Source organism: Campylobacter concisus, from assembly GCF_902460895.1.
Lineage (GTDB): Bacteria > Campylobacterota > Campylobacteria > Campylobacterales > Campylobacteraceae > Campylobacter_A > Campylobacter_A concisus_BC.
This window is the reverse complement of sequence record NZ_CABPVL010000002.1, coordinates 919,867-941,371: the sequence shown is the minus strand read 5'-3', so window position 1 is coordinate 941,371 and position 21,505 is coordinate 919,867. Positions and strand designations below refer to the sequence as shown.

General features: G+C 40.6%; 22 protein-coding genes and 1 pseudogene. 8 read left to right on the top strand and 15 right to left on the bottom strand.

Features of this window, described 5'->3' with window-relative positions:
- Positions 1 to 226: 226 nt before the first annotated feature.
- Positions 227 to 388: pseudogene (locus tag F3G98_RS10965) on the top strand (cell surface protein); the annotation flags it as partial.
- Positions 389 to 423: 35 nt separating this feature from the next.
- Here the strand turns inward: F3G98_RS10965 and F3G98_RS05805 are convergent.
- The 13 genes from F3G98_RS05805 to murJ form a co-directional block, all read right to left on the bottom strand.
- Positions 424 to 1,467: a Cj0814 family flagellar-dependent secreted protein gene (locus F3G98_RS05805; RefSeq protein ID WP_103607887.1), complete on the bottom strand. Its 1,044-nt coding sequence runs from the start codon at positions 1,465 to 1,467 to the stop codon at positions 424 to 426.
- A 104-nt stretch (positions 1,468 to 1,571) separates the two neighbouring features.
- A complete protein-coding gene (locus tag F3G98_RS05800) occupies positions 1,572 to 2,114 on the bottom strand; it encodes a tetratricopeptide repeat protein (protein ID WP_103607888.1) in 543 nt (180 codons plus the stop codon).
- A gap of 110 nt (positions 2,115 to 2,224) precedes the next feature.
- Positions 2,225 to 2,860: a YggS family pyridoxal phosphate-dependent enzyme gene (locus tag F3G98_RS05795; protein WP_103590269.1), complete on the bottom strand. Its 636-nt coding sequence runs from the start codon at positions 2,858 to 2,860 to the stop codon at positions 2,225 to 2,227.
- The gene (gene rseP / locus F3G98_RS05790; protein WP_103607889.1) at positions 2,860 to 3,969 is read right to left on the bottom strand and encodes an RIP metalloprotease RseP; all 1,110 of its coding nucleotides are present in this window, start codon (positions 3,967 to 3,969) and stop codon (positions 2,860 to 2,862) included. Before rseP ends, F3G98_RS05795 begins: the two co-directional genes overlap by 1 nt.
- Before the next feature lie 21 nt (positions 3,970 to 3,990).
- A complete protein-coding gene (locus tag F3G98_RS05785) occupies positions 3,991 to 4,986 on the bottom strand; it encodes an AI-2E family transporter (protein ID WP_410369131.1) in 996 nt (331 codons plus the stop codon).
- Positions 4,987 to 5,009: 23 nt separating this feature from the next.
- Entirely contained in the window at positions 5,010 to 5,555 is a 546-nt protein-coding gene (gene pgsA / locus F3G98_RS05780) for a CDP-diacylglycerol--glycerol-3-phosphate 3-phosphatidyltransferase (protein ID WP_009293904.1), read from the bottom strand.
- Between the two features lie 31 nt (positions 5,556 to 5,586).
- Entirely contained in the window at positions 5,587 to 6,375 is a 789-nt protein-coding gene (locus F3G98_RS05775) for an enoyl-ACP reductase (protein ID WP_103607890.1), read from the bottom strand.
- Positions 6,375 to 7,244 (bottom strand): 4-hydroxy-tetrahydrodipicolinate synthase, encoded by an 870-nt coding sequence (gene dapA / locus F3G98_RS05770; protein ID WP_223231322.1) that lies wholly within the window; start codon positions 7,242 to 7,244, stop codon positions 6,375 to 6,377. Before dapA ends, F3G98_RS05775 begins: the two co-directional genes overlap by 1 nt.
- 26 nt (positions 7,245 to 7,270) lie before the next feature.
- The gene (locus F3G98_RS05765) at positions 7,271 to 8,512 is read right to left on the bottom strand and encodes a M16 family metallopeptidase (protein WP_149725869.1); all 1,242 of its coding nucleotides are present in this window, start codon (positions 8,510 to 8,512) and stop codon (positions 7,271 to 7,273) included.
- An 11-nt stretch (positions 8,513 to 8,523) separates the two neighbouring features.
- Positions 8,524 to 9,597, bottom strand: coding sequence for a quinone-dependent dihydroorotate dehydrogenase (locus F3G98_RS05760; RefSeq protein WP_149713151.1), 1,074 nt, complete (start codon positions 9,595 to 9,597; stop codon positions 8,524 to 8,526).
- 52 nt (positions 9,598 to 9,649) lie between these two features.
- The gene (locus tag F3G98_RS05755) at positions 9,650 to 11,374 is read right to left on the bottom strand and encodes an ABC transporter ATP-binding protein (protein ID WP_149725868.1); all 1,725 of its coding nucleotides are present in this window, start codon (positions 11,372 to 11,374) and stop codon (positions 9,650 to 9,652) included.
- Positions 11,367 to 12,761, bottom strand: a complete 1,395-nt coding sequence (gene cysS / locus F3G98_RS05750; protein ID WP_149713153.1) for a cysteine--tRNA ligase — start codon at positions 12,759 to 12,761, stop codon at positions 11,367 to 11,369. Before cysS ends, F3G98_RS05755 begins: the two co-directional genes overlap by 8 nt.
- On the bottom strand, positions 12,748 to 14,148 hold the full coding sequence (gene murJ, locus F3G98_RS05745) for a murein biosynthesis integral membrane protein MurJ (RefSeq protein WP_149725867.1): 1,401 nt from the start codon (positions 14,146 to 14,148) through the stop codon (positions 12,748 to 12,750). The genes cysS and murJ overlap by 14 nt, the downstream gene beginning before the upstream one ends.
- Positions 14,149 to 14,269: 121 nt before the next feature.
- On the opposite strand from murJ, the gene F3G98_RS05740 reads away from it, so the two are divergent.
- From F3G98_RS05740 to F3G98_RS05710, 7 genes are all read left to right on the top strand, one after another.
- Positions 14,270 to 16,201, top strand: coding sequence for a flagellar assembly protein A (locus F3G98_RS05740; RefSeq protein ID WP_149725866.1), 1,932 nt, complete (start codon positions 14,270 to 14,272; stop codon positions 16,199 to 16,201).
- Entirely contained in the window at positions 16,201 to 16,755 is a 555-nt protein-coding gene (gene ruvA / locus F3G98_RS05735) for a Holliday junction branch migration protein RuvA (protein WP_149725865.1), read from the top strand. The genes F3G98_RS05740 and ruvA overlap by 1 nt, the downstream gene beginning before the upstream one ends.
- A gap of 11 nt (positions 16,756 to 16,766) precedes the next feature.
- Positions 16,767 to 17,807, top strand: a complete 1,041-nt coding sequence (locus F3G98_RS05730) for a D-alanine--D-alanine ligase (protein WP_103607898.1) — start codon at positions 16,767 to 16,769, stop codon at positions 17,805 to 17,807.
- A gap of 64 nt (positions 17,808 to 17,871) precedes the next feature.
- A complete protein-coding gene (locus tag F3G98_RS05725) occupies positions 17,872 to 18,102 on the top strand; it encodes a type II toxin-antitoxin system Phd/YefM family antitoxin (protein WP_103607899.1) in 231 nt (76 codons plus the stop codon).
- Complete coding sequence (estV, locus tag F3G98_RS05720; RefSeq protein ID WP_149725864.1) at positions 18,092 to 18,877, top strand: EstV family lipase; 786 nt, start codon at positions 18,092 to 18,094, stop codon at positions 18,875 to 18,877. Before F3G98_RS05725 ends, estV begins: the two co-directional genes overlap by 11 nt.
- Positions 18,874 to 20,298 carry a Mur ligase family protein gene (locus F3G98_RS05715; protein ID WP_149725863.1) on the top strand — a complete coding sequence of 475 codons (1,425 nt, stop codon included), beginning with the start codon at positions 18,874 to 18,876 and terminating at the stop codon, positions 20,296 to 20,298. Before estV ends, F3G98_RS05715 begins: the two co-directional genes overlap by 4 nt.
- A complete protein-coding gene (locus F3G98_RS05710; RefSeq protein ID WP_149725862.1) occupies positions 20,295 to 20,750 on the top strand; it encodes a hypothetical protein in 456 nt (151 codons plus the stop codon). Before F3G98_RS05715 ends, F3G98_RS05710 begins: the two co-directional genes overlap by 4 nt.
- A gap of 48 nt (positions 20,751 to 20,798) precedes the next feature.
- Here the strand turns inward: F3G98_RS05710 and F3G98_RS11090 are convergent, their stop codons facing one another.
- Together F3G98_RS11090 and F3G98_RS05700 are read right to left on the bottom strand one after the other, a co-directional pair.
- Entirely contained in the window at positions 20,799 to 21,041 is a 243-nt protein-coding gene (locus F3G98_RS11090; RefSeq protein WP_411160831.1) for an HdrB C-terminal domain-containing protein, read from the bottom strand.
- 162 nt (positions 21,042 to 21,203) lie between these two features.
- Positions 21,204 to 21,497 (bottom strand): hypothetical protein, encoded by a 294-nt coding sequence (locus F3G98_RS05700; protein WP_149725861.1) that lies wholly within the window; start codon positions 21,495 to 21,497, stop codon positions 21,204 to 21,206.
- Positions 21,498 to 21,505 lie beyond the last annotated feature (8 nt).

Sequence of the window (21,505 nt, the reverse complement as noted above, 5' to 3'; positions counted from 1 at the left end):
AGGCTTTTTATATATGTTTTTATGTTATTGGGTTTATTCGTTTTTTTAATTTTATTCTTTTCTTGTTTTTATAGTTTTATTTAAAAATCATGCAAGTCAATGGATGAGCAAATTATGAATTTGCTGTATTTATACCTTTTATTAGTTGATAGTTTTTCCAAAAATAATTAATGTTTTAATAGTGCTTTGTTAAAGTGTAAGTGAAAAGCTAATAGAGAAAAATTAACCTACGCAGGTTAAAAAGAAGTATGAGACCTATGATATAAACAAGGATCAAAAATTTCTCTATGCAAGAGAGCTTTTAAATTTCAAAGAAAAAAGAGGCATAGACGTCTTAGAACTTATGCAAAAGATAGACAAGAAGCAAATTTTAAATAAGATGGCTTAACTAGCTAAAGATAGCCACCTTTTAAATTTATATATTTAAACTTTTGTCTCGTTTTGAAGCTTTGTGGCATGAGCTAGCACACTATCTACTATCTCGCTCGCACTTTTGCCATCTTTTGAAGTGAGTAAATTTCTTTTTAGTAGCTCTTCTAAGATAAATTTGATCATCTTCTCATTTTTCAAAAGCCTTGAAAGAGGCACTATATCATCAGCCAAGCTTTGCTTGCTCATTAGCTTTGAATAAGAGCTTGCCTCTGCGCTAAGCTTCGTCTCACCACTATCACTAGCGATAGGACTAAAACTCTTTAAAAATCCCACAAACACGCCAGCACTGCTATAAGTATCGTCTGCTTGATATACCGACATATCAGGGTTAAATGTATATTCGTCACTGGCTCTTGTGTCAAGATGCTCTTTGCTAAAATTTAGCTCATAGACCTCGTGGCTTACTCCAAAGCCTCTAAGCTCACCTCTAACGCTCTTTGCATCATTAAATTGATCAAATGTTTTATATACATTTGTAACAGATATCAGGCTCACATCTTTTAAGAAATTTGCATTTTTACCAAAGGTTTTTTGGTTGGTATCCATGCTAAAGCCTTTTGGTAAATTTAATAGATCAGCTTCGCTATATCTATCTTTTTCGTCGCCCACAATGCTTTTAAAAAGGTTATAGTAGTGTTTTGTGGTATCAGCTACGTCTATCTTTTCAAAGGCAGCTTTACTTCTATCTTGTGTGAAGAGATATGTTTTGTTGTTGTATCTAACTATCTCATCAAGCGTGCTTTTGTGGATTTTAAAGTCCTGTGGCAAACCTGCAGCTTTGTTAAAATCAGCTCCCATAAAGCCAGCTTTATCTACTGTGTAGCCATAAGCTTGAAGATCGTTAAAATTTAAAGAGATGAGGCTATTTTGTGAAGAAGTAGTATAAGTAAATTTAGCTGGTTCTTGGTTTGGCTTGCTAATCTTTTCTTTGACACTTTGCTTTATAAGATCACTAAAATTTAAAGATCTATCTTGTTTGTGTTGTTGCTTAGTGTATGAATTTACATTTGTGCTTAAGATGCTAATATCATTCATGGTTTGCCTCCTAGCTTCTTGTATAGTTTAAAGCAAAAGGTGTTCCAGCAAATTTGATATTAAAAGAGTGTGGAGGGGGGATATGCCCCCACAAAAAATGTTATTTATTTTTTATCTTCACCTACTTCTTCGCAAGCAACTTTATAGCGGTATTTGCACGCTAGCTCTAGGTAGCTTTTTTGAGATGCCGCATCGTTTTTCTCGCCGTAAAAGTCGGCTAGTTTATAGCAAGCAAGACCAAATCTTTGCTCACATGATTTTGCAAACAGCTCATTTGCTTTGCCTTGCATTTTTGGGTCATCTTCGTAGTATTCGCCAAGCTCAAAGCAAGCTTTTGGCGTGCCAAGATCGCATGATTTAGTTAGTGATTTTACGATCGTTTCATTGTCTTTTTTTGAGTTGATTGATTTTGAGTTTAGTAAAACTGCAAGTCTATAACAACCCCTTTTATCGCCTAGATCACAAGCTTTTTGATAGTACATTGTGCCCTTATTTACATCTCGTCTGCTGTAAATTTTGCCCAATTTCAAACAATATGCAACTTCATTATTTGCGCATTTTTGCTCGATCCTAGCTATCTTTTCAGCTCTACCACAACCCGAGATAAACAAGATCGCAACAGCAGTTAGAATAAAATTTTTAAACACATTTACTCCTTTATCGTTAAAAATTTATTTAACTGCATTATAAAATCATATAACTTAGATTAAAATTTAAAAAGGAATAGAAAGGTAAATTTGCCCCAAGAGGGACAAATTTATAGATATAGCATCGTCCCAAGGCGGATCATATTTGAGCCACATTTTATCGCTAGTTCGAAGTCGCTACTCATGCCCATCGAGCAGATAGTTGCGCCTTTTGGCTTTAGGCTCTCGTAAATTTTATATGTTAGCTCAAAGCTCTTTTGTACCTCTTTTGGCTCATCCACATGCGCTCCGATGCTCATCACGCCTTTTAAATTTATATTTTTGCACTCGCTTTGGATGCGCTCATAAATTTCAGCCGCATTTGCGACGCTCACACCTTGTTTTGTATCTTCATCGGCCGAGTTTATCTGAAGCAAAGTATCTAGCTTGTAGCTGAGCCTTTTATCGACCTCTAGGACTCTTTCGAAGCTATCACAGCTTTGCCAAAGCACTGGTTTTAGGCTTATCATTTGATTGATTTTATTGTTTTGCAGGCGCCCTATCATATGCCATTTGATGTCAGTGAAATCTTGCAGCTCTAGCTCTTTTTTGGCTAGCTCTTGGACTCTATTTTCGCCAAAATTTCTCTGCCCTTGTTCGTAAAGCTCCCTTACTTCATTGCATGTCACATTTTTGCTAACGGCTATTAGTGTCACGTCTTTGCTTAAATTTTCGATCTTTTCAAGCAGCTCTTTTAAAACTATCATTATAAACCTCCGCTTAATCTCATAATGTCGTTAAAGGTTGCGAGCACCATTATGCCAAGCAGTAGCGCCCAGCCGCAGTAGGTGAGTAGGGCAAGCACCCGCTCATTTACCTCGCGTCTAAAAATTAGTTCATAAATGTGAAATAAAATATGCCCACCATCAAGCGCTGGGATCGGAAAGAGGTTTAGCACGCCTAAATTCACAGAGATGAGCGCTACGATGGTTAAGAGCACACTAAGGCTGATCTTAGCGGCCTTTGATGTGACATCGGCGATCTGCACGATGCCTCCCACCTCTTTTAGTGGCACAGCTCCAACGACTAGCTTTTCAAAGCTTTTAAAGATGAGCTTTGAAGCCTCGATCGTCTCGCCAAAGGCAAATTTTAGGCTCTCTAAACCTGTGTGATAAATTTTCACCACTTCGCCATTTGGAGAGATACCGATCAATGGGCGCTCGATCTTTTCATTAAATAAATTTGTCGTCTCACCTATCTTTGGTGTTAAATTTATAGTTAGTGACGAGCCGTTGCGGTCTATCAAAATGACGCTAGGTTCAAGCTTTACGTTTTTGCTGATCTCGTCCCACTCGTTTATTTTTACGCCATTTATCTCTAAAATTTTATCGTTTATTGCTATGCCAGCGCTCTCAGCTGCCGAGCCCTCAGCTATGTGACCGACACTTGGAGCAAGCCTCTCAACGCCGATAAATCCAAGCAAAATGTATATGAAAAATGCCAAGATAAAGTTAAAAAATGGCCCTGCAAAGAGGATGTAGATCCGCTTTATCGGGCTTAGCACGTTGTAGCTGTCCGCGTCGTAGTTTTTGGCTTTTGGGTCGGTGTCGTCTTGCCCTTTTAGCTGCACGTATCCGCCAAGCGGGATCGCGCTTAGGCAGTAGTCGGTGCCGCCAACATTTTTGGTGTAAATTTTCTCGCCAAAGCCGATGCTAAAGGTATTTACTTTGACGCCGAGCATTCTTGCTGCTAAAAAGTGGCCAAGCTCGTGGAAAAATATGAGAAAACTAATGGCTAAAACGGTCACTAAAAAATAAAACGAATACGCATAAAGCCCAAGGCAAAGCAGGGCTAGCGTGAAGAGAATGCCTTTCAAAACTTACCTTTAAATTTGATTTTACCGCTCTAGTTTATCGCTGAGCAAAACAGCGATAAATTTCGTGCTCGGGTTTGCGTCAAGCGCGATCTTTAGGCTCATGGTAAGCGGTACTGCTAAAAACATACCGCCGATGCCGAACAAAAATCCCCAAAAAAGTAGGCTCAAAAGCACCACAAGCGTGCTTATACCAAGGCCTTTGCCTAGAAATTTCGGCTCGATAAAGTTGCCGATGACGGTATTTACGGCTAGATATAGTGCCGCAGTCCAAGCACAAGAGGCTGCGTCGTTTAGCAAAAGCGCCACCAAAAGCGCCGGGACGGCCGCGATAATAGAGCCGATCGTCGGGATAAAATTTAGCACGAAAGCTAAAATACCCCAAAGCGGCGCGTAGGGCACGCCGATGAAATTTAGCCCGATAAATATAAAAACGCCCGTCGCAAACGACGCTGCGGACTTGATCGCGAGATAGCGCTTGAGATTTGATATAAACGTATCTACGATCTGGTTCGTTTGCGGATTTTTGCTCGCAAAATACTCGACTTTTTGAGAAAATACCTGCACTTCAAAAAGCATAAAAGTAACGAGCAAAAAGACGAAAAAGCTCTTTGAAACGAGCTCGGTGCCGCTCCTTAAAAATCCGCCCAGCACGGCAAAAATTTTATTTATATCAAAGTCTGCGGGCGCGGCGATGCTCTCGGGATCGATTAGGCCGCGGCTCGCTAGCATCTGGTGGTAATGATCGGCGAGGGCTTTAAATTTGCTCTGAAGCTCTGGCATGTAGCTAACTAGCCCGTTTATCGTCTTTATCACGGTGTTTGCGATAAATCCCAGCGACAAAAACACCACCGCCGTAATTAGCGCGAAGGCTAAAACGCGCGGAAATTTGAGCTTTTCGAGCGCATTTATCGCAGGCGTCGCCACGATAGCGATAAAAACCGCCATCAAAAACGGTAGCACGACGACGCTAGCAGTCTTTAGTCCCGCCGCGACCACGACGAAGCTAGCTAGATAGATTATAGCGTTTCCGGTTCTCAAATTTAACTCTTTTTCATCGCTTTTACGTAGGCAAAGATGTATTCAAACCCAGAATAAAGCGTAAGCGCAACAGCTATCCATAACAAAAGCTCGCCACCAGGCCAGCTCATTAGTAAAAATCCAACCGCAAACATCTGCGAAACGGTTTTAACCTTGCCAGCCATCGAAGCAGCGACCTCGACGCCGTCACTTGCCATCACGACACGAAAGCCAGTTATGAAAAACTCTCTTATCAAGATAAGATAAACAGCCCAAGCGCTCGCTCTGCCAAGCATCATAAGGCCTAAAAATGCAGCTAAGATCAGCATCTTATCAGCTAGTGGGTCAAGGATAGCGCCAAGCTTGGTCTTTTGATCCCAGCTTCTAGCGATGTAGCCATCAAAAAAGTCAGTGACCGAGGCGATCACAAAGATGAGAGCTGCGAAGTAGTTTATCCAGCTTATATGAATTTGCGTAAAAATTCCTGGCGCATTTACGAGCATAAAAAACATAAGTGGAGCTAGCAATATCCTAAAAAATGCCAGTGAATTTGGTAAATTTAAGCTCACAAATATGCCTTTATGCTTAGAAATTTCACTATCATTTAAAAGTCGTGCCACCATCTATTATAAATGTATGTCCAGTCACCCAGCTAGCCTTAGATGAGCATAAAAATAGACATGCTCCAGCTAGGTCGGTCGGCTGTCCCATGCGGTTTAGCGGGCTAAGCTTTGCCGTCATATCGCGCACCTCTTCGTAGTTTGTAAAGGCTCTTAGCGCGTCTGTCTCGATGGGGCCGCCGCTTACGACGTTTACGCGGATATTTTTCTCGCCAAGCTCTGTCGCAGCGTATCTTGCCATCGCTTCAACGGCTGCTTTTGCTGTGCCGTGGCCTGCGTAGTTTTCGATATAGACTAAATTTCCAGTTGAGCTTAGGCTAATGATACTGCCGCCACCCACTTTTTCCATGCGTTTTGCAGCCTCTTGTGCGCCCACGACAAAGGCATTTACAGTTGCTGTGAAGATATTATTTATACCTCTTGGTTTTAGCTTCATAAATTTAGTGTATCCGCCAGCCACTGCACGACCCGAGATGATAGCATTTGAGATGAAAAAATCAACCCTGTCAAACTCCTCATCTATCTTTAAAAATAGCTCCTTATAAGTCTCTGGCTCAAGGATATTTAGCGCGTAGGCTCTGGCTTTTATCTTGTAGGTAGTCTCAAGCTCTTTTGCTTGCTCTTTGGCAAGCTCCTCGTTTGAGTTGTAGGTAAAAGCGATATTTACGCCAGCTTTTGCAAATTCTTCCACTATAGCTCTGCCGATGCCTCTAGTGCCGCCGCTGATGACTAGCGTTTTACCTTTAAATTCGTTTAGTGTGTCCTTCATTAAAATCCCTTTATTTCGTAATTTTTAATAACTTCTTCTATCTTTTTGAAATTTTCTTTGCTCGGTTTGCAAAGTGGTAAGCGGTACTCCAAAGTGTCGATCAGTCCAGCTAGATACATCGCCGCTTTGATCGGTATCGGGTTGCTCTCGCAAAAGAGCGTTTTATTGATCGTGTAGAGGTTGTCATTTATCAGTTTTGCTTTTTTATATTCTTCGCTCATCGCAAGGTGCGTAAGCTGTGAAATTTGATCTGGTAAGAGGTTTGCAGTGACTGAGATGACGCCCTTTCCGCCATTTGAGAGGATAGGGTAGTTTATAGCATCTTCGCCGCTGATGACTACTAAATCAGGCTCGTGAGCTAGTAGATCGACGCATCTATCGATGCTACCTGTTGCTTCTTTGATGCCAAAAATATTTTTACAATCTTTAAAAAGTCTAAAAACAGTCGCTGGCAAGATATCTACGCCAACTCTGCCTGGGACGTTGTAAAGAAGTACTGGAATTTCTATGCTATTTGCGATGGCCTTGTAGTGCTCGTAAAGTCCCTCTTGAGTTGGTTTGTTGTAATAAGGAGCGACTGATAGGATGCCGTGAGCGCCGTGAGCTTGGGCAAATTTAGCGATACCTATGGCCTCGTGAGTGGCGTTGCTACCAGCTCCAGCGAGCACCTTGACATTTGTACCCTTACATGCATCTACTGCGATCTCGATGCAAATTCTATGCTCATCATGAGTTAGAGTCGCGCTCTCACCTGTTGTTCCTACTGGTACAACGACATCTATGCCGTGTTTTATCTGTCTTTTTATCAGTTTTTCAAAGCCAGCCTCGTCTAATTTTTGGTTTTTAAATGGCGTAATTAGTGCTGTCATCGCACCTAGAAGCGAATTTTTCACGTCTACTCCTTTTTTAAGATTATTGTTGTGCTAGTTTTTTCATTAAAATATCTATTTGCTATCTCTTTTAAAAGCTTGGCGTCTATCTTATCTATATTTTTCTCAAGCTCGTAAAGTGGCTTTATGTCGCCTCTAGCAAGGTATGAGCCGTATAAATTTGCAACCTTGCTTGCGCTCTCAAATGAGTAGATAAAGTCAGTTTTTATTAAATTTTTAACTCTTAAAACATCCTCTTTGTCGATTGGCTTTCTCTTTAGATCATCTATGATCTTCAAAATTTCAGCCTCAACCGCGCTAGCCTCGACGTCTGGGTTGCAAACTGCTAAAAATATAAATAAATTTTCATCAACGCAGCTCATATTGTAAGCGTAAATTTGATTTACAAGCATGAGCTCATCGACTAGGCGTTGCTGTAAAATGGAGCTTTTGCCAGTGGCTAGATATTCACTTATCGCATTTAGCCCCACTTGATCAGCATGCCTAAAGTCTGGGATCTTATAAGCGATCGCAAGCATTTGCGTTTGGCTATCTTTGTAGATGATAGCTCTTCTTGCGCCGTCTTGCTCAGGCTCTTTGCAGTGTAGTTTTGGTATGGCTCTTTTGTTTTTTACGCCACTAAAGTTTTTCTTAGCTAGCTTAAATGCCTCTTCTTTGCCGATGTCGCCGCTTATCATTAAAATGGCGTTTTTTGGCTGATAATATGTAGCGTGAAATTCTTTTATATCAGCGATCTTCCAGTTTTCGATATCTTTTATAAATCCTATCGGCGTCCAGTGGTATGAGTGGTAGATAAATGCGTGGTTGTAGAGCCTAAAGTAGAGGTATCCCATAGGGTTGTTGTCTGTTCGCCACCTGCGCTCCTCGTGCACCACCTCACGCTCAGGCTGAAATTCTTTATCTTTTAGGCTTAAATTTTTCATAAGCTCGGCAAAAAGGCCTAGTGTTTTGTCTAAATTTTCATTTGAGGCTTTTATGAAGTAGTGAGTGTAGTCAAAGCCCGTGCTTGCGTTATTTACACCGCCAAAGCCCTTTACTATCTCATCAAACTCGCCTGCGCGTAAATTTTTGGTTGATTTGAAATTTAGATGCTCTAGCATGTGAGCGATACCGCTTTTGCCCATCACTTCGTTTCTAGAGCCAACTTTATAAAAAACATCGACGCTTATCACTTTTGAGCCAGTATTTACCGGCACGTGATAAATTTCAAGTCCATTTTCTAATTTGGTTTTATTAAATTTTATCAATCTCTTGCCCTCTATTTTTTAACATTTGCGCCGACTGCTTCGCTGATAGAGGCAAAGCCATCTCTTTTTAAAAGCTCTAAAATTTCTAAATTTATATCTCTTGCGATCATTGGTCCTTTGAAGATAAAGCTTGTAAAAATTTGGACCAAATTTGCCCCCATTTTTATGCGCTCATAAGCTTCTGCGCCGCTATCTATGCCGCCACATGCGATAAGTGTCGTCTTGCCGTAAAGCTCGTCTGCCACAGCTTTAAATATCTCTTTTGACTTTTGAGCGATCACCTTACCGCTTAGTCCGCCAAAATCCTTTAAATTTGATGAGTGAGAGAGCGAATAATCAACGCTTGTATTTGAAACAAGCACGCCACTAGCGCCGTTTTCTACTGCACAGCTACAAAGCTTGATCGCATCTTCGTGGCTCATGTCTGGAGCGATTTTAAAGATGATCGGCTTTTTAGTAAGTGGCAAAATGACGCTAAAAAGCTCTTTTATAAAGCTCTCATCTTGCAGTGCTCTTAAATTTGGCGTGTTTGGCGATGAGACGTTTATGACAAATGTATCGCAAATTTCACTAAATTCTTTTACTAAAATTTCATAGTCTTTTATCGCATCTTCGTTTGGTGTAACCTTGTTTTTACCGATGTTTGCCCAGATTGGTATGGTAAAAGGATAGATCTTTTTTACTCTATTTTTGATAGCTTCGCAACCTTCGTTATTAAAGCCCATCGCATTTTGGATGCTCTCTTCGTCTATGAGCCTAAAAAGCCTTGGTTTGTCGTTGCCAGGCTGCGGTTTTGGTGTAAATGTGCCAAATTCCAAATGCCCAAAGCCAAGAGCCGTGAGCGCCTCAAACATCGTGGCGTTTTTATCAAAGCCGCCAGCTATGCCAACTGGGTTGTGGTAGGTGCTTGAGAATAAATTTTGTTTTAGCGCATTGTCATCGACCACGCATTTGTGCGCTAAAAAGCTTAGCGAGCCAGGGAAGATTTTATTTGCCCCAACCATCGCTACTTCAGCGATCTTGTGGGCGGTTTCAGGATCAAATTTGAAAAATATAGATTTTAAAGTATTGTAGTTTAAGCTCATTTTAACCTCTTTAAAATGCCTAAAATTTCTGCAAATCTTAGCAAAAATCGCCTTAAACTAAGGCTTTGCCCTTAAGTCTTGCATAAATTTCATTTCTCTTGCTAAGCTCCTCGTCGCTTCCACTATCAATGATCTTGCCATCACTTAAAACTGCGATTTTATCGGCATTTTCAACCGTGCTTAAGCGGTGAGCGATGACAAAGATGATCTTTTTGCTTCTTAGATTATTTATCGCTTTTGTGATCTCTTTTTCGCTCTCGTTATCAAGCGCTGAAGTAGCCTCGTCAAAGATAAGGATTTGTGGGTTTTGATAAAGCGCTCTAGCTATGGCGATGCGCTGTCTTTGACCACCTGATAGATTGGTGCCAAATTCATTTAAGATAGTGTTTATGCCGTTATCTAGCTTGCTTACAAACTCATAAGCATTGGCTAGTTTTAGTGCGTTTATCACGGCATCTTCGTTAAATTCTCTGCCGTAAGCTACGTTTTTAGCAACTGTGTCGTTAAAGATATAGACGCGCTGGGTTACAAGCCCGATATTTTGGCGAAGTGAGTGAATTTTGATATCTTTTAAATTTATGCCGTTTATCAAAATTTCTCCTCCATTTACATCGTAAAATCTCATAAGCAAATTCATAAGCGAGCTTTTTCCGCCGCCACTTGAGCCAACAAGGGCTATAAATTCTGACTTATTTGCCTCTAAATTTATCCCTTTTAAGACCTCTTTGTCGCCGTAGCTTAGGCGGACATCGTTAAATTTGATCAAATTTATCTCTTCGTTTAGCTCTTTTTGGCCATCTTTTATCTGGCTCACCTTATCCATCAAGAAAAACGTCCTCTCGCTTGCTGCGATGGCATCTTGCATCTTGTTGTAGATATTTACGATGCGTTTTAGCGGAGTGTAGAGCATGAAAAGCGCTGTTAGAAACGAGAAAAATGCGCCCATATTTATATGCCCATCGATGACGTCTTTGCCGCCTATTATTATGACTGCTGCCACGCCTATTGAGCCGATGGTCTCCATTAGCGGGCTTACTAGCTGCTCGATCTTGACGCTTTTTAAATTTAACTTGAAAAATTTGTTATTTTCATCAACAAAGCGTGAATGCTCGTATTTTTGGGCGTTATTTGCTTTGATTATCTCGATATTTGTAAAAATTTCACTAAGCGCAGAGGTGATGTCTGAAGTTTTTTCTTGCGACTGCTTTGAAATTTTCTTCATCCTTTTAGCAAGGCGCGAGATCGGATAGATCGCTACTGGCATGACTACAAGGGCGAAAAATGCCAGCTTTGGACTTTGATAGATGACGACGCAAAGAAGTCCTATAATGGTGACTGACTCTCTTGTTAGCTCAGGTATGATGCTTGATACTATCGATCTTATGCGGTCGATGTCGTTTGTTGTTCTGCTGATTAGCTCGCCGGTTCTAAATTCATTGAAAAAATCCATATCTAAATTTAAAAGGTTTGCAACCATCTTTTCGCGAAATCTTCTAATCGTATCTTGCCCGATATATGCCGTAAAATAGGCCTGCATGAAGGTTCCGATGTTTTTTATCACATAGATCGCGATGATGGCGCAAGGCAAGATGTAGAGCAGCTTTTCATTTTTCTCAACGAAAATTTTATTTAGCACAGGCTCTACGAGATAGGCACTTACCGCCGTTCCACCACTGGCAAGCCCCATGCCGATGATGGCAAAAATAAAGTGTGGGATATAGTCTTTAAAATATGGACCAAAGCGCTTTAGCACATCTTTTAAGCCAAAATTATTCATTATTTCTCTCCCAAACTGCGCCATTTGGCGTATCCATGATAGAGATATTCATCTTTGCTAGCTCATCTCTTATCTCATCAGCCCTTGCGAAATTTCTCTCTTTTTTAGCTACCGCGCGCTCATCAAGAAGTTTTTGGATATGCTCTTTTTGCTCGTCACTTACACCAAACTGAAAATACTCCACATAGTTTGTGATAGCAATGCCTAAAATTTCGCCTATGAGCTCTAAATTTGCCACCACTTCGGCCTTGTATGCTTTATCTTTTGGGTTATTATCAAGTCTTTCATTTGCCGTTTTTACAAACTCATCGACGCTTGCAAGCGCTTTTGAAGCGTTTAGATCATCGCTTAGTGCTTCAAGTAGCTCGCTTTTAAAGCTCTCATTTGCCATGCCAGCTTGCACGCCATCAACTCTTTTTTTGAGGCGGTAAATTTTATCAAGCCTCTTTTTTGAAGCTACTAGATCTTCATCTGAATAGTTAAAATGCGCTCTGTAATGGCTCGTAAGCAAGTAATATCTAAGCACTTCGCCATGAACGTTTTTTAGGGCGTCCTTTACGAAAAAGCTGTTATTTAGGCTCTTGCTCATCTTTTCGTTATTTACCTTTATAAAGCCGTTGTGCATCCAGTATTTGCTCAAATTTTTATGATAGGCACATCTGCACTGGCTCGCCTCATTTTCGTGGTGCGGAAAGAGTAGGTCGATGCCACCAGCGTGGATGTCGATCTCAAATTTATCATTTTCTTTATCGCTTAAAAACTCCCTTATCATCGCCACGCACTCGGTGTGCCAGCCAGGGCGACCCTTGCCAAATGGGCTCTCGTACCATTTTTCGTCAAATTTCCAAAGCACGAAGTCTTTTTCATCTCTTTTCTCGCCAAAACTTGCCACGCGTGCGATGAGATCGGTGTTATTATCCTTGCCACTAATGCTAAAATAGCCACTATCCTTGCTCGTGTCAAAGTAAATTCCATCGCTGGTTTTATACGCCACACCTCTATCCATAAGCACCTTGATGTAGCTAATGATCGCCTCCAAGCACTGCGTAGCCTTTGGCTTAAAGTCTGGATCAAGCACGTTTAAAGCGCCCATGTCGCTCTCGTAGTGCGCTATATATTTGTTTGTGATCTCCTCTAGGCTTTGACCAGTTTGTGCCATCTTGTTTAAAATTTTATCGTCGATGTCGGTGTAGTTTCTTGCAAATTTGACCTTGTAGCTAAGCGCTTTTAAGACCCTTCTTAAAAGATCAAAGCTAACGGCTGACTTTGCATGCCCCAAATGCGCGTCGTCATAGACTGTTGGGCCGCACAGATAGATGCTTGCCTCGCCATCTTTAATAGGGCTAAACTCAACCTTTTCTCTTTTAGAAGTATCAAAAATTCGCATTAAATATATCCTTTAAAAATGTTAAACCAAAATAGAGCAAAACCGCCAAAATAGCGATAGCGGCTATAAATTTAGGCTCGATTATAGCTAAAAATCGCTTAGCTCCAAAGGCTCTTATATATAAAATAAGCTGTAAAAATCCCCCAAGCGAGCTTGCAAATGCAAGGCCAGCAGCTCCAAATTTCTGCATCAAAATGACAGCTAGGATCAAATTTATCACAAGGCAGATGATAGAAATTTTGGCCGCCTCTTTTTGCTTCATATTTGCATAGAGCCAAAGTGAGAAAATTTTAGCCAGTCCAAATGGCGTAAGCCCCACCAAATAGGCACTTAGCACCTTGGCGCATTCAATGGTGTTTGCCCTTGCAAAATTCCCTCTTTCAAACAAGAGCCAGATGATAAACTCACTTAGCACGACACCTGTGATCGTAGCTGCTAGCATGGCACAAAGAAGCAGGTAAAAGCTCTTTTTCGTCCAAACTAGAGCATTTGCCTCATCTTTTTGCTTTAAAAGCCTAGTGATCTTTGGAAAGAGTGCCTGAGAGAGCGCTATCGCAAAGATTGCAAGTGGGAGCTGGAAAATTCTATTTGCATAAAAAAGGTAGCTTATCGAGCCACTTACCAAAAAGCTAGCTAGCCAAGTGTCCATAAATGCGCTTATCTGCATAGCACTTGAGCCAAGTAAGCCGTGGTAGAAATTTATAAAAAAGCCTTTGCTCTGAGCTCTTTTGCCTTTAAAATATCCGTTTAGACCGCCCCAGAAAATTTTATTTAAGGCGTTAAATTTCATAGCGATTAGATGCACCAAAACCTGCAAAATGCCGCCTGCAACGACGCCAAAGCTAAGATAAAGTGCGACCACGCTCTCGCTCTTGCCACGAGCCAAAAGTAGTGAAGCGATCATGGCTAAATTTAGTAGCGCAGTAGAAAATGCAGTTGTGGCAAAGTGCCCTTTGTACTGAAGCAGCGCACCCATAAAAGTGACGATATAAACAAGGGCTAGATAGTAGAAATTTATACGCACGAGCGGCACTGCGTCTGTGATATTTTGCTCGCTCAAGCCGCTTGCGATGATCTTTATAAAGTAAGGCGTAAATAAATTTACAAGAAGCGTTAATGCGCCTATAAAAAGTAGAAATTTGATGAAAATTTCAGCTTGAAAGGTCGCTTTTTTCTTGTTATTTGTAAAATTTGGCAAAAATGCCTGCGTAAAAGCCCCTTCGCCAAAGATGCGGCGAAATAAATTTGGTATCTTAAATGCTATAAAAAAGAGGTCGCTAAATATGCCAGCACCAAGGATAGAAGCCGTAAGAAGGTCTCTTATAAGCCCTAAAATCCTTGAAGTCATGATGCCAACTGAGTTTGAAAAAAAGCCTTTTATAAACATCGCCCACCTAGTAAATTTAAAACGCAATAGTAACAAAAGATGCTTTAAAGCTTACATAACCCAAATTTAATAAAGTTTTAGAGATAATAAGAGCCAAAATTTTATGTGAAATGGATCAAATTTGAGCGAAAACGTGCAAGAAAACGAGAGATTTTTACCGCCAACGCAAATTCAAACTTCAACACCTTATCTATCGCTTAAAGAGCTAAGCAAACAATACAGCGTGCCGGTGGAATTTATAGATTACAAACTCTCAAATATCTTAACTTACTATAAAAATAAAGACAACGTCGAGCCAGTTTTTGTCCCTGAAGAAAATTTAAGCTTTTTTGATGACAACACATTTTATCTTGACGAGACGCTAGAGATCGAGCAGGTCTATGACGTGGAGTTTTTTGACGTTAGACTAAATGCCATGCCAAAGCTGCCAAAGATCGATATAGGCGTAAATTCAACCATCACAAAGGTCATCGCAAAGATTAGAGCGAGCAAAGAGTGCGAATATGAGCAGCACTACGAAGATAAGCTTTATGAATACATCGCAAAGCAGCTTATGAAGGCTCAAATTTTAATAGGCATAAGGATCGGCAAGCTAAAAGAGGAGCTAAAGCAAATCGCCTCGATAATCCACGTAAAAGGCGAGCTTGACAAGGACTACACGCTAAATTTAACCCAAGGCATCAACCCTAAAAAAGCGATTGACGCAAAGATCATCTACTACTACAAAGATAAGCTTGATGGGTTAAAAGACGAGGATAAGGTTGATTACGCTGATAGGGGCTTTGTCTTTGGCGTGGCAAAAGATGAAGTGATAATGGAGGAGAAAAAGTCTCACGAGGGCGCAAATGGACGCGATGTAAGAGGCAAGCTTATAGAGGTTGCAAAGCCAAAAGAAGAGAGCGAAAAAGAGATAAGCATAAGCGAAAATATCGAGCGCGTAGAAAATGATGAAAGTATAAAATATATCGCTAAAAAAGCAGGCTACGTGGTCGAGAAAAACGGCTCTTTTGACATAGAAGAGCGCATAGAGATAAATGAAGCAAATTTTAAAACAACTGGCTCTATCCAAGCAGGCACCGACACAAACGTCACTTTAGTAGTTCGTGAGACTGACACGATAAAAGACGCTATCGGCACTGGCATCATCGTGGAGGCTGATGAGATCGAGGTAAAGGGAAACGTCGGTGCAAACGCGATGGTCAAGGCAAATGATGTAAATATCGGCGGTCAAACTCACCAAAAGGCTAAAATTTATGCCAAACACGCCAAAATTTCTATCCACATCGGCAAGGTAGAGGCTGAAAGCGTCGAGATAGATAGGCTTGAAGGTGGCACTGTCATAGCAAAAAGAGTGAAGATAAATAGCGTAGTTGGTGGCTCTATAACAGCTCAAAATATCCAGATAGACACGCTTGGCTCAAACTGCACCATCACAGCCTCGCACCTAATCGACGTTAGATATCTAAGAGGCACTGATAATAAATTTATCATTGACGCCAGCAAGATGCCTGAGAGTGCGGAGGCTACGCAAGATCAGCTAAGCAAGATCGAAAGCACCAAGTCTGAGCTAGCTACGCTTCTAAAAAACATAGAGAGCAAGAAAAATGTCATCAACGAGAACAAAGACTCGATCTATACGATAAAAGCTAAGATCGAGGAGCTATCAAAAGCCAAGGTAATACCGCCAGTTACGTTTATGAAAAAGCTAAAAGAGTATCAAGGGCTCGTTAATGAGTACAACACCTTGCTTAGGATATTTAAAGAGAAAAAAGAGCTTTTGGCTGATCTAAAAGATGAGCTTGAGATCATGCAAAATGGCATATTCTCAGCCAAAGTGATAAACAGAGGCAACTGGATCGAGCTAAATGAGATAAGATTTGTCATCGTCGATCCTCCGCAAAATGTCACCTACGTCTCAAAACAAAACGAGACCGCTCACGTCATCACGCTAGATAAATTTGATAACGGCGGCGAGGTCGAATACAAGATCAAAAAGTCAAACAAACTTGAAGACTACGCGGATATAAATTTCATGGAACAAAAGGTTAAATGATGATAAAAGCAATCGAAGGCATCGTTACAAAAAAAGAGCCCGCATTTGCCATACTTAAGACAAATAGCGGCGTAAGTTATGGGGTTTTCATCTCGCTTTTTTGCTCAGCAAAACTTAGCAAAGGCGAAAAGGCCGAACTCGCCATAACGCAGATCATAAGAGAGGACGCAAATTTGCTCTACGGCTTTTTAGACGCAAACGAGCAAAAGATGTTTGAGATGCTTATAAAGCTAAATGGCATCGGAGCTAGCACAGCGATGGCGGTTTGCTCAAGCCTTAGCTCTCAGGCATTTACAAACGCTATAATAAGCGGCGATGCGGACACTTTTAAAAGCGTGCCAGGCATCGGACCAAAGACGGCTAGGCGCATAATAGCCGAGCTAAGCGATGCTAAGCTTATAAGCGATGAGAGCGTGCTAAGCTACCAAAATGAGGCACTTTTGGCACTTGAGGCGCTTGGCTTTAAGCGTGAGAAGATAGTGAAAATTTTGCCTGATTGCAAAAGTGAAAACACGAGCGATCTTATAAAAGAGGCACTTAAAAAACTAGGATAAGGATAAAAAAGATGAATTTAGGCGTGATATTTGGGGCAAAGAGTTTTGAGCATGAGATAAGCATAGTAAGCGCGATAGTTTTAAAAAACGTCCTAAAACAGGAGCTGAAATTTATATTTTGCGATGCAAATAGGGACTTTTACTTGATCGAGCAAAAAGATATGAGGGCAAATTTCTTTAGCTCTGGCAAATACAAAAACTCAAAGAAGCTATCTTTAGCAAAGGGCGGCTTTTACGCGCACTCGCTTTTTGGCGCAAACAAAGTTGAATGCGATGTCATTATAAATTTGATCCACGGCATGGACGGCGAAGATGGCAAGATAGCGGCACTTTTTGACTTTTACGGAGTCAAATACATAGGTCCAAGGCTTGAAGCAAGCGCGCTTAGCTACAACAAAGAGCTTACTAAATTCCTAGCGCAAAAGGCTGGTGTAAAGGCGCTTGACTATGAGATGCTAACTCGTCAAAATGAGCCAAAATTTCACTATCCTATTATATTAAAGCCAGCAAGGTTAGGCAGCAGTATCGGTGTGAGCGTCGTGCATGATGATAGCGAGCTTGCCTACGCAAAAGACGTGGCGTTTGAATTTGACAAAGATGTTTTAGTTGAGCCTTTTATAAAAGGTGTCAAAGAGTATAACCTTGCTGGCTGCAGGATCGACGGAAAGATCAAATTTTCTATCATCGAAGAGCCAAAAAAGAAAGAATTTCTAGACTACGAGCAAAAATATCTTAGTTTTTCAAATGAAAACAAGGTAAAAGAGGCGGAAATTTCAGAAGAGCTAAAGCAAGAGCTAAAGAGCAATTTTTTTAAAATTTATGATTGTGGATTTGACGGAGCGATCATAAGATGCGACTTTTTCGTGATAGATGGCGAAGTCTATCTAAACGAGGTCAATCCAAACCCAGGAAGCCTTGCAAACTATCTGTTTGAGGACTTTGAGAGCACGCTAAATGCCCTTGCAAACTCACTTCCAAAAGAGCGTGAGATAAAGATTGATTATAAATTTATAAACTCTATCACTTCGGTAAAAGGTAGCGGCAAGCTCTAGGCTATTTAGCGATATATAAAGTAGTTTGTGATATTTTACGTAAAATTTTACATAAAGAGTGAAAATGGTAACTTTTACAAAAGATGAAATTTATACAGCGACTGAGGTGGTTAGAAATTTTAGCTCAGTGCTTTCACGCGTGGGAGCTAGCGAGCTAAAGCGCGCTGTCATCGTTAAAAACAATAAATTTGAAGCGGTCCTTTTAAATATGGAAGAGTATGAGCGCCTTTGCGAGGCTGTAAGCGTGCTAGAGAGCATTTACGCGGCTAAAAAAAGAGACGAAAATGGCGAGTAGGGCAGTCAAATACGGCTCAGACGAGTATGAGATCAGCTACGAGGTAGTAAATCCAAAATCAACAAAAACAGTGCTCTTCTTGCACGGCTGGGGCGCAAACAAAGAGATAATGAAAAAGGCTTTTGGGCACTATCTAAATGACTTTTGTCATATCTATATCGACATGCCAGGCTTTGGCAAAAGCTCCATTTTTAAGCCTTTAAAAACAAGCGACTACGCAAAAATCGTTGCAAATTTCTGTGACGAGCTTGGCATAAAACCAGACATCATCGCAGGACACAGCTTTGGCGGCAAGGTCGCAACCTTGCTTGCACCACGAAATTTAGTCCTTTTAAGCTCAGCCGGTATCGTCGTGCAAAAGCCTTTTAGCGTGCGAGCAAAGATAGCGATATTTAAAATTTTAAAGATATTTGGCTTTGGTAAATTTTATAAACTCTTTGCTACAAAAGATGTGAGCGGCATGAGTAGAGTTATGTATGAGACCCTAAAAAACGTCGTTGATGAGGATTTTACAAAACATTTTGCCGACTTTGGCGGCAGGGCTTTTATATTTTGGGGTGAAAATGACAAGGCAACGCCCGTAACAAGCGGCGAAACGATACATAAGCTCATAAAAAATAGCTCATTTTTCCCACTTAGTGGCGATCATTTTTTCTTTTTGCTCCACGCTAAATTTATATGTGACGAGATAGAAAAAGGGATAAATTTTGAGCCAAACGAAGCAAAAAATGTCGTATTAGATGACGATGAGAGCGGGATCGAGGAGATAAGATGAGTATATTTTTAAGTCTAAGCACAGTTTTATTTATCTTTGCCCTTGCTTTTTATGTGATCACTTGCTTTCAGTGGTTTTCTTATAGGCCTGAGCGCGTGCTCTTTCACTTCACAAAGCCCGCTTGGCACGTCTTTTTCTTTATAGTGCCTTTGGTGCTGTTTTACACGACTGGCAAGTGGTTTTTCATCTACTTTTACTTTGCGCTTTTGCCAGCTCTTTATCTGTGGCATAAAAAACTTGATAAAAAGCTAGTCTTTACTGGTAGGATCAAGCACTTTTTTGTGATCCTTGCTTGCGCCATCATCTTAAACTACGCTTTAAATTTCATCATCCACAAGGCGTTTTTGGCTCCTATGCCACTTTTTGTCTTGGTCGTGAGCCTATTTTTTAGTGAAATTTTAGAAAAGATCAAATTTCAAGGCTTTAAAAACAAGGCGCTTAAAAAACTGGGCGCAAACAAAGAGCTAAAGATCATTTTGATCACCGCAAGCTACGGCAAAACAAGCATAAAAAATTTCCTTTTTGAAATTTTAAAAGATAGTTTTGTCTGCTACAAAACGCCACGCAGCGTAAATACAATGGCTGGTATCATCAAAGATATCAACGAAAACTTAAGCGAGCAAACGCAAATTTACATCGCTGAAGCAGGCGCTAGGCTAAAGGGCGACATCCTAGAGATCACTAAATTTCTAAATCCACAAATCGTCATCGTTGGCGAGATCGGCGCGCAACATATTGAGTACTTTAAAACGCTTGATAACATTCGCGCGACAAAGCTTGAAGCACTTCAAAGCGCTCGATTGCAAATGGCATTTTTACATAGCTCAACAAAAAAAGAGCCAAGCCAAAATATAGAAATTTACGATGAGAACCTAAAAGATATAAACGCAAATTTAGATGGAATTTCATTTACGCTTGATGGCAAAAACTATGCTTCGCCGCTACTTGGCAAATTTAACGCTACAAATTTAGCCGTTTGCATCAAGGTGGCAAGATACCTAAAAATGAGCGATGAAGCGATAAATGGTGCGCTATCTAAGATGAAAAACGTCGAACACCGTCTAAGCAAGATCGAGGCTGGCGGCAAGCTGATAATCGATGATAGCTTCAATGGAAATTTCTCGGGCATGAGCGCAAGCTACGAGCTTGTAAGCAGCTATGCTGGTAGAAAAGTGTTGCTAACACCTGGTATTGTTGAGAGCGATGCTGAGCAAAATGCAAATTTGGCCAAGGTGATAAATGAAATTTTTGACCTCGTCATCATCACAAGCTCGCTAAACGCCCAAACTCTGCTAAAACACATCGTAAAGCCAAAGATCATCATCCTAAAGGACAAGAACAAAATGCAAGAAATTTTAGCCCAAAACACGCATGCTGGCGATCTTATACTATTTTCAAACGACGCACCGAGTTTTATATGAAAAAGATAGTTTTTTTAGCTCTAATCTTAAGCTTGGCCTCAGGCTTTGACATCGATGACTATGACAGGGGCAATGAGGCTAGAAGCGCCGGAGACTACGCAACTGCGTATGAAATTTTTTACGATGGTTGCGAGCAAAAAGATGTGCTTTCGTGCGAGGCTTTGGGCGATATGTTTGTAAATGAAGAGATAAACGAGCAGATGGATGGAGATCTTAAAAAGCACTCAAATATCGAGCTTGGCGTGAGTTATTTTATGAAAAGTTGCGACCTTGGCTATCAAAATGCCTGCGATGATGTCATAAGCCTAAAGGACGATCTAAACATCACCTTGCCATCTGGTGTCTATGAAAACGCTAAGGCTAGGTATGATGAGCTTTTTGAAGAGTTTAAAGAGCAAGAGGCAAATAAAACGGTAGAAGATGAGGAGTCAAAAGAGAGGGCTAAAAAGTAAAATTTAAGGCTTTTAAATTTGGCTTTGTAATGTTAAATTTAGGCAAGTCTAAATAATGGCTACCTTCAAAACATGCTCTTTTAGCCCACTTGGTATCTCGTCATTTTCAAGCGCCATTAGCTCGCTCACTCTTAAGACATAAAAGTCTTGCAAGCTTCTGTTGGCACTTTTTTCAAGCTTTTTTGCTAGCGTGTCAAAGATACGAAACTCCGCTTCATTGCTAGCTAGTAAAAAATCAGCCCCACTATCAAATGCAGCAAAAACTATCTTACTAGCAAGCTTGCAGGCTATTTTTATAAAATTTAATTTTAATTTACAGTCTATGCAAAAATAGTCTCAAAATGCCTAATATTTTGCTTTCTTTATGAAGGTGACCCATTTAAAATAAGTTGTAAAGACAAGTCGCATCTTGCGTTATAAAACTACGCACTTTTTATATAAGCAGGGTTAAATTTATGCCGTGAGGTAAAGTAGTTTTTTGGCTTGCTCGTCTACGGCTTTTAAAATTTTTTCTAAATTTTGCTTTCTTACGGCACTGCTGGTTATAAAAAGATCGACAAACCACCAAATGGTTATGACAATGCCCAAGATACCAGCTATAAAGGTATTTACTCCGATTAGTTTAAAGGCATTTTGCAGATCTTCATTTGTAGCGGCGTTTGCAGTCGCAATGGTTATGACTATAAAAAGGACGGCGTGGGCTAGAAAAATGGCTAGTTTTAGCGCTCCAAGCCAAATTTGCCTCATTATAAAGT

Bases quoted from the DNA above. Each gene is read 5' to 3' on its own strand.
- F3G98_RS05715 (WP_149725863.1), top strand. From the start codon at position 18,874: ATGAGTATATTTTTAAGTCTAAGCACAGTTTTATTTATCTTTGCCCTT.
- F3G98_RS05725 (WP_103607899.1), top strand. From the start codon at position 17,872: ATGGTAACTTTTACAAAAGATGAAATTTATACAGCGACTGAGGTGGTT.
- F3G98_RS05700 (WP_149725861.1), bottom strand. From the start codon at position 21,497: ATGAGGCAAATTTGGCTTGGAGCGCTAAAACTAGCCATTTTTCTAGCC.
- F3G98_RS05710 (WP_149725862.1), top strand. From the start codon at position 20,295: ATGAAAAAGATAGTTTTTTTAGCTCTAATCTTAAGCTTGGCCTCAGGC.
- F3G98_RS05755 (WP_149725868.1), bottom strand. From the start codon at position 11,374: ATGAATAATTTTGGCTTAAAAGATGTGCTAAAGCGCTTTGGTCCATAT.
- murJ (WP_149725867.1), bottom strand. From the start codon at position 14,148: ATGTTTATAAAAGGCTTTTTTTCAAACTCAGTTGGCATCATGACTTCA.
- cysS (WP_149713153.1), bottom strand. From the start codon at position 12,761: ATGCGAATTTTTGATACTTCTAAAAGAGAAAAGGTTGAGTTTAGCCCT.
- F3G98_RS05795 (WP_103590269.1), bottom strand. From the start codon at position 2,860: ATGATAGTTTTAAAAGAGCTGCTTGAAAAGATCGAAAATTTAAGCAAA.
- F3G98_RS05730 (WP_103607898.1), top strand. From the start codon at position 16,767: ATGAATTTAGGCGTGATATTTGGGGCAAAGAGTTTTGAGCATGAGATA.
- F3G98_RS05775 (WP_103607890.1), bottom strand. From the start codon at position 6,375: ATGAAGGACACACTAAACGAATTTAAAGGTAAAACGCTAGTCATCAGC.
- estV (WP_149725864.1), top strand. From the start codon at position 18,092: ATGGCGAGTAGGGCAGTCAAATACGGCTCAGACGAGTATGAGATCAGC.
- ruvA (WP_149725865.1), top strand. From the start codon at position 16,201: ATGATAAAAGCAATCGAAGGCATCGTTACAAAAAAAGAGCCCGCATTT.
- dapA (WP_223231322.1), bottom strand. From the start codon at position 7,244: ATGACAGCACTAATTACGCCATTTAAAAACCAAAAATTAGACGAGGCT.
- F3G98_RS05760 (WP_149713151.1), bottom strand. From the start codon at position 9,597: ATGAGCTTAAACTACAATACTTTAAAATCTATATTTTTCAAATTTGAT.
- F3G98_RS05805 (WP_103607887.1), bottom strand. From the start codon at position 1,467: ATGAATGATATTAGCATCTTAAGCACAAATGTAAATTCATACACTAAG.